Annotated in this window: 5 protein-coding genes and 1 pseudogene; 4 read left to right on the top strand and 2 right to left on the bottom strand. The window is 63.7% G+C overall.

The genetic code is table 11. From position 1 onward, the window contains the following. A pseudogene (locus EOA32_RS31660) lies at nt 1-379 on the bottom strand (peptidase M15A); the annotation flags it as partial. Between the two features lie 270 nt (nt 380-649). Beyond that, nucleotides 650-2,491 (bottom strand): class I poly(R)-hydroxyalkanoic acid synthase, encoded by a 1,842-nt coding sequence (phaC, locus tag EOA32_RS31655; protein WP_128373816.1) that lies wholly within the window; start codon nt 2,489-2,491, stop codon nt 650-652. Nucleotides 2,492-2,588: 97 nt separating this feature from the next. On the opposite strand from phaC, the gene EOA32_RS31650 reads away from it, so the two are divergent. The 4 genes from EOA32_RS31650 to EOA32_RS31635 form a co-directional block, all read left to right on the top strand. Beyond that, nucleotides 2,589-2,999: a hypothetical protein gene (locus EOA32_RS31650; protein ID WP_189407537.1), complete on the top strand. Its 411-nt coding sequence runs from the start codon at nt 2,589-2,591 to the stop codon at nt 2,997-2,999. Nucleotides 3,000-3,048: 49 nt separating this feature from the next. Continuing rightward, complete coding sequence (locus EOA32_RS31645; protein WP_128373815.1) at nt 3,049-4,266, top strand: LL-diaminopimelate aminotransferase; 1,218 nt, start codon at nt 3,049-3,051, stop codon at nt 4,264-4,266. A gap of 47 nt (nt 4,267-4,313) precedes the next feature. After that, on the top strand, nt 4,314-5,627 hold the full coding sequence (locus EOA32_RS31640; protein ID WP_067328043.1) for a homoserine dehydrogenase: 1,314 nt from the start codon (nt 4,314-4,316) through the stop codon (nt 5,625-5,627). 147 nt (nt 5,628-5,774) lie between these two features. Continuing rightward, nucleotides 5,775-6,290: fructose-bisphosphatase class II (locus EOA32_RS31635; protein WP_128373814.1), on the top strand; the 516-nt coding region annotated here is incomplete at its 3' end.

Raw genomic sequence — 6,290 nt, 5'->3', positions numbered from 1 at the left:
CCGTGGTGGCGGCCGCTTTCGTCTCCTCTGCCGTCTGCGGCGGCGGTACCAGCGGTTGCGGCGTGTTGCCGGCGATCGAGCCGGCGTCAGCAGGAACCGCTACCGCGGGGAAGGCTGCTCCGGGCCGGGTTTCCGGCACATAGGCAACTTTTTCAGGCAACGGTTTGTCGTCTTCGCCCATCACGGTCGATGCCGCCTCTGGGGATGCCGGGGAGGTCGACGCCGCCGGCGAGGTCGAATCGGCCGACGCCGCGGACTGGGCGCTGGAAGCCGCGCTCATCTCTGTGGCGGTTGAATTGTAGGCGGGCGTGACGACCGACATCGTCGGGTCGCCGGTCGAGGTGCAGGAGGCCAGAAGCACGGATAAAAGCGCTGCCACGATGCTGCGGCTTTCCCTTCGTGCAAGGCGCCAAGCCACTGATTTCAAAATAAAATTCCCCCTCGGCATCCGGTCCGTACATCGTCGCCGCAGCACTCCAGTGCCTCTGGCGGCGACCTCCTGTTCCCGAACCGGAAACGGGATCTGTATCGATCTGCAAAGCCTCGGATTTATTGTGTGTCTGCAGGCGAGCTGAGGCTACGAAAACGATTAACATCACCATTTCGCCCTGTTTTGGCGGCCCGTCAACTCACCAGACATTACAGCCGGTTACACACGCACCTTGACATAGGTGCCCGGCGCGTCCCCCAAGGTTTTCATACGCTTGCCCGGTTTGCGGGCGGGCACATGGATGTTGTCCTGGCTTTCGATCCAGTGCTGCCAGTGCGTCCACCATGAGCCGGCATGCTCGTGCGCGCCGGCGAACCAGGTGCTGAAATCCCCCACCGGCTTGCCGCCGGTCCAGTACTGGTACTTGTGCGCCACCGGCGGATTGACGACGCCGGCGATATGGCCGGAGCCCGCCATGACATATTCGACGTCGCCACCGAAATAGCGCGAGCCGAGGAACACCGAAAGCGCCGGCGCGATGTGGTCTTCCTTCGTGGCGAGGTTGTAGACAGGGATCGTTATGTCGGCCAGCGAGACGGTGCGGCCGGCAAGCTCCATCGTGCCGCGGGAGAGATTGTTCTCGAGATAGCAATTGCGCAGATAGAAGGAATGGTTGGCCGCCGCCATGCGGGTCGAATCGGCGTTCCAGTAGAGCAGGTCGAAGGGCAGGGGGTCCTTGCCGCGCATATAGTTGTTGATGACATAAGGCCAGATCAGGTCGCCCGAGCGCAGCATGTTGAAGGCGGTCGCCATCTTGGTGCCGTCGAGATAGCCCTTTTCGCTCATCGAGCGCTCGACCGCGGCAACCTGGTCCTCGTCGACGAAGACCTTGAGATCGCCGGCATAGGTGAAGTCGACCTGGGTGGTGAAGAAGGTCGCCGACCTGATGCGGTGGTCGCCTTCCTGTGCCAGCAGCGCGAGCGCCGCGGCCAATAGCGTGCCGCCGACGCAATAGCCGATAGCGTTGACCTCCTTCTCGCCGGTCGCCTTCTCGACCATGTCGAGGCCATATTGCAGGCCCTCGCGGATATAGGCCTCCCAGCCTTTGGCGCCGTGGCGCTCGTCCGGGTTGATCCAGGAGATGACGAAGACGGTGTGGCCCTGCTCGATCGCCCAGCGGATGAAGGATTTCTGCGGGTTGAGGTCGAGGATATAGTATTTATTGATCCAGGGCGGGCAAATGAGCAGGGGGCGCTTCAGCACCGTCTCCGTCGTCGGATCGTATTGGATGATCTCGGCGACATCGCTGCGGCCGATGACCTTGCCGGGTGTCGTGGCGATGTTCTTGCCGATCTCGAACGGCGCGTAGTCCGCCTGGCGCAGCTTCAGGTCGCCCCTGCCGGCGGCGATGTCCTCGGCCAGCATCTTCATGCCGCGCACCAAATTCTCGCCGTTGGAGGCGACGGTCTCGCGGAACAGCTCGGGATTGGTCAGAATGAAATTCGACGGCGCGATAGCGTTGGAAACCTGCTTGACGTAGAAGCTCGCCTTGTGGCGGGTGTGCTCGTCCAGGCCCTCGGCATGATCGACGAGATCGGAGGCCCAGCGCGAGGTGACGAGATAGGCCTGTTTCAGGAAGTCGAAGAAGGCATTGCGGCCCCATTCCGGATCCTGGAAGCGCTTGTCGCCGCGCTCGGGCTTGACCGCGTCCTCGGGGGCTTCGGCGTTCGGGCTCGGGCTGACCTTCTGAATGGCGTTCGCCCAGACCGTCATGTAGCCGGCGAACAGACGCGTCTGCGCTTCAAGCGCGCGCTGCGGGTCGGCCAGCCAGTACTCCGAGAGCTTGGAGAAGGTCTTGACCATGTCGACCACGGGTTCGGCGACGTGGTCGCGCACCTCACCCTTTTCGCGCGGCTCGGCCCAGGCGGAGGCCGCCTTGCCGGCCTGCTCGATCATGCGCGCCATGTTCAACGCGAAGCGTTCGGGATCTTTCACCAGATATTGCTCGACGGTCGAAGGTCCGCCATTTTCCGCTTTGTCCGAATCGGGCGCTTTGGACATGGTTCGCGGGGTTCCTCCCGGAGCGTTTTCTTGACATATTACCATGGGACATCTGACCGGGTCCAACACGCTCTAACCCGGCTGCCAGGAAAACAATATGACGATTGATGTTGGCGGGACTTATTTTCTCGGCGCCGGTTCGATTTGCCGCATCGCCGCCGCAGCCGCGGTGCTGTGCACGCCGTTGCTCGCGGGCGGCTGCGAGACCAGCAGCAACGCCAGCAATGCGAGGCCGACCGCGGTGACCGAGGGGCCGAAGGACACCGGCTCCTATCCGAACCTCAACATTCCGCCGCCGGTAGCGGCCAAGCAGCTCACGAAGGAAGAGACTGCCGCCAAGCTTGCCCAGCTCAAGGCCGAGCAGCAGGCGCAGCTTGCCAAGGGCGGCCGCGCGAAGCCAGCCGCCAATACAGCGGCGCTGAACACGCTCGCCAGGACGCATGGCGACGACGCGCTGAAGCAGATCGAAGGCAAATGCGATCCCGCCCTCGACCCTAACTGCAATTAGGTCTATATCGCGCGCCGAAAAGCGCCCCCTTTGCTCGTCTGGAACTCCAATGGAAGAATTTCATAAGGTCCGCCGGCTTCCGCCTTACGTGTTCGAGCAGGTCAATCGGCTGAAGGCCAGCGCCCGCTCGCGCGGTGCCGACATCATCGACCTGGGCATGGGCAATCCGGACCTGCCGACGCCGAAGGCCATCGTCGACAAATTATGCGAAGTGGTGCGCGATCCGCGCACGCATCGCTATTCGTCCTCGCGCGGCATTCCGGGCCTGCGCCGGGCCCAGGCGAACTACTATGCCCGCCGCTTCGGCGTGAAGCTCAATCCCGACACGCAAGTGGTGGCGACGCTCGGCTCGAAGGAGGGCTTTGCCAACATGGCGCAGGCGATCACCGCGCCCGGCGACGTCATCCTGTGCCCCAATCCGACCTACCCGATTCACGCCTTCGGCTTCATCATGTCGGGCGGCGTCATCCGCTCGCTGCAGGTGGAACCGGATGACGGCTTCATCCCGGCGGTCGAGCGCGGCATCCGCCACTCGATCCCAAGGCCGCTGGCGCTGATCCTCAACTATCCGTCGAACCCGACGGCGCTTGTCGCCTCGCTCGATTTCTACAAGGACGTGGTCGCCTTCGCGAAGAAGAACGACATCATCATCCTGTCGGACCTTGCCTATTCCGAGATCTATTTCGATGGCAATCCGCCGCCTTCGGTGCTCCAGGTTCCAGGCGCGATGGATGTCTGCGTCGAGTTCACCTCGATGTCGAAGACTTTTTCCATGCCCGGCTGGCGCATGGGCTTCGCGGTCGGCAACGAGCGGCTGATCGCGGCGCTGACGCGCGTCAAATCCTATCTCGACTACGGCGCCTTCACGCCGATCCAGGTGGCGGCGGCGCATGCGCTCAACGGCGACGGTGCCGACATCGCCGAGGTGCGCGAGGTCTATCACAAGCGGCGCGATGTGATGGTCGATTCCTTCGGCCGTGCCGGCTGGACCATTCCGGCGCCGGCGGCCTCGATGTTCGCCTGGGCGCCGATTCCGGAACAGTTCAGCCAGCTCGGCTCGCTCGAATTCTCCAAGCTGCTCATCGAGCACGCCGACGTGGCGGTGGCGCCGGGCATCGGCTTCGGTGAGCACGGCGACGATTTCGTTCGTGTGGCGCTGGTCGAGAACGAGCACCGGATCCGCCAGGCGGCGCGCAACATCAAGCGCTTCCTGGCCTCGACCGCCAAGCAGCCCAACAATGTTGTGCCGCTGACCGCGCGCCGCTGAATTTACCGCACACCACACCGACCAATCTTTGAGGGGCGTCGCCGGACATGGCTGAAGCGTTGCGTGTTGGAATTGCCGGCCTTGGCACGGTGGGAGCCTCGGTGGCGCGCGTGCTCAACGACAAGGCCGCCGAGCTCACCCGCCAGTGCGGTCGCGACATTGTCGTCACAGCGGTTTCGGCGCGCGATCCGAAGCGCGACCGCGGTGTCGATCTGGGCGACACCAAATGGTTCGACGATGCCGCGAAGATGGCCGAGAAGGCCGACATTGATGTCTTCGTCGAGCTGATCGGCGGCGACGAAGGGCCAGCGCGTGCATCGGTGAAGGCGGCGCTCGAGGCCGGCCGCCATGTCGTGACGGCCAACAAGGCGCTGTTGGCCAAGCACGGCGTGCAACTCGCCGAGATCGCCGAGAAGAAGGGCGTGCTGCTCAACTACGAGGCTGCGGTGGCCGGCGGCATCCCGGTCATCAAGACGATGCGCGAGGCGATGGCCGGCAACCAGGTCACCCGCGTCTTCGGCATCCTCAACGGCACCTGCAACTACATTCTGACCCGCATGGAGGCCGAAGGCATCTCTTTCGATGCCTGCCTCAAGGACGCGCAGCGCCTCGGCTATGCCGAAGCCGACCCGACCTTCGACATCGAAGGCCATGACACGGCGCACAAGCTGTCGATCCTGACCAGCCTTGCGTTCGGCACGAAGATCGCCGCCAACGACATTTACATGGAGGGCATCTCCAACATCACCCAGGCCGACATTCGCGCCGCAGCCGAGCTCGGCTATCGCATCAAGCTGCTCGGCGTCGCGCAGCGCACCGACAGCGGCATCGAGCAGCGCGTGCATCCGACCATGGTGCCGACGGCCTCGGTCATCGCGCAGGTGCATGGCGTCACCAATGCCGTGGCGATCGAGACCGACATCCTGGGCGAGCTTTTGCTCTCCGGCCCCGGCGCCGGCGGCAATGCCACCGCCTCGGCTGTGGTCGGCGACATTGCCGATATCGCCAAGAGCCGGCCGGGCTTCCAGCACGGGCCGGTCTTCGGCTGGCCGGCGAAGGAATTGAAGCCCTACAGGAAAGCGCAGATGCGCAGCCATGCCGGCGGCTATTTCATCCGGCTCACCGTGCACGACCGCATCGGCGTCTTCGCGGCGATCGCCAAGCGCATGGCCGACAACGATATTTCACTGGAATCGATCGTCCAGCAGGCCGCCGGGCCGGCAACCGAAGAGCAAAAGACAGTCATCCTCGTCACCCACGAGACAACGGAAGCGGCGGTGCGCAAGGCGGTCGAAGGGGTCACCAAGGACGGCCATCTCACCGACAAGCCGCAGGTGATCCGTATCGAGCGGGCGGAATAGTTCGAGTCATATTTCACCTTTAATCGATTGATATTGCTCCATTTCAAAAATTGACATGGCAAGTCTTGCCGTTGTCATGGAGCTTTGCCAGAAGAAGCGCGCTTCTGGCGGGAGGCAAAGCGCAGTTTCAACGAGGAATGCCCATCCATGAACATGGCCCAAAACATCGTAGCCGGCCTCGATCGTATCCTCACCATGGAAGTGGTGCGTGTGACCGAAAGGGCCGCGGTCGCCGCTGCCAGGCTGCGCGGTCGCGGCGATGAGAAGGCGGCCGACCAGGTCGCGGTCGATGCGATGCGCCAGGAACTCAACCGGTTGGCCATCAAGGGTACCGTGGTCATCGGCGAGGGCGAGCGCGACGAGGCGCCGATGCTCTATATCGGCGAAGAGGTCGGCACCGGCAAAGGCCCGGCCGTCGACATCGCGCTCGATCCGCTCGAAGGCACGACGATCTGCGCCAAGAACCTGCCCAACGCGCTTGCCGTCATCGCCATCGCGGAGAAGGGTAGCTTGCTGTTCGCGCCCGACGTCTACATGGACAAGATCGCCATCGGGCCGGGATACCCGGACAGCCTGATCGACATCGACGCGTCGCCGGCCGAGAACATCGCCAATCTCGCCAAGGCCAAGGGCGTGGCGGTGCCCGACATCACCGCCTGCATC

Source organism: Mesorhizobium sp. M1A.F.Ca.ET.072.01.1.1 (assembly GCF_004023325.1).
Classification (GTDB): Bacteria; Pseudomonadota; Alphaproteobacteria; order Rhizobiales; family Rhizobiaceae; genus Mesorhizobium.
This window is presented reverse-complemented; position numbering and strand designations above follow the sequence as displayed.